We start from the raw sequence: 1,240 nt of genomic DNA on the forward strand, positions 1-1,240 counted from the left end.
TTGCGGTTAGTGATGAGCCATTTGTCGCCATCCTCCAACACCTTGACATTGGCTTTCGTGATGGAAACGGTGTCTATGAAGGCTGTTCCTGCATAGCAGGCGAAAAGAAACAGGTCACGGCTAACGGATAGTCTCGGCTTGTCTTCGGGCAGTTCCACATCACGGATTTTTATGAAATCAGACATGCTGAGAGCCTTGGGTGTCGTAACCTTTGGAGTGCCAACCCGATAATGGGCGAACAGCAGGTTCTTGCACAAGCCTCGCTCAAAGGCGATGCGGCACATCTTCTTGAAGAGCGACACATAGATGGTGATGGTTCCTGATGAAAAGCCTTTCTCGTCAAGCAGGTAATGGTGAAAGTCACTGATGAAAGGCTCGGTCAGCTGTCCGAAAGCCAAATCAGTCAACCTATACTTCTCCCCGATGAACTCAGCGAGATTCTTGCGAATCTTTCTGTAAGTCCAGACACTGCTCTTCGACATATCGATGCCCTCATGGGTGCTGAGTTCACTGATATGCTCGTCCACGAAGGAGAGAAGGGTGGTCTGTGTCTTGACGCTGCCCTGCAAAGCCTCCTTGACATCCTTAGCCTCGAAGTCCGTTCTCTTTTCCACAAGCACATCGAAAGCCTTTTGGATGGAAAGCAACAACTGCTCGATGTCCTTGTTGGTCTCCACGGCTTCCTTGCTCTTGCCCTCCAATCGGCTGGCACGAGGATTCCAAAGCGATGGAGTGCAAGACAACTTGCAGGAGAACTGCGCCATAGTCCTGTTCACCGTGATGCGTCCCATGATGGGAGCTTTTCCATTCTTGTCCATTCCGCTCTTTTTTAGGTAGAGCAACACCTTGAATTTTTCGATTTTCATAACGCTTACATTTTGAGTGTGCAAATATAATCATTTTGTAAGCGTTCCTTGATACGCAAAACATTGAGAATCAGCGCAATAAAATCCGTTGATGCACAAAGTTGCCTTTCCGCATTGTTACCTGCTTTGCATAGGTAACTGTGGCTCACGATTTAGTAACTGAACTACTTCAATATTCCTCACTCGCTTGCTTTATGCCGATTTGGCAACTTTGTGCAAATCTACTCATTCCCAACTGTTTACGTTCCAACCTCTCTTATTCTCCTTTGGCTGCTTTAGAGCTTTATGTTAATATGTATAGATAAAATATTTTGAAATGGAAAAGAATAGTGATTTCTTTAGTTCTCAAAGTCCTTCTTCTTACGTGAAGGCAA

General features: G+C 45.8%; 1 protein-coding gene. It reads right to left on the reverse strand.

Going from position 1 to position 1,240, the window contains the following annotated elements; translation table 11 throughout:
- Positions 1–866, reverse strand: an 866-nt coding sequence (locus GH664_RS24035) for a site-specific integrase (RefSeq protein WP_153170319.1), incomplete at its 3' end; no start/stop codon positions are given.
- Between the last annotated feature and the right edge of the window lie 374 nt (positions 867–1,240).

Source organism: Thauera sp. 2A1, from assembly GCF_009469595.2.
Taxonomy (GTDB): domain Bacteria; phylum Pseudomonadota; class Gammaproteobacteria; order Burkholderiales; family Rhodocyclaceae; genus Thauera.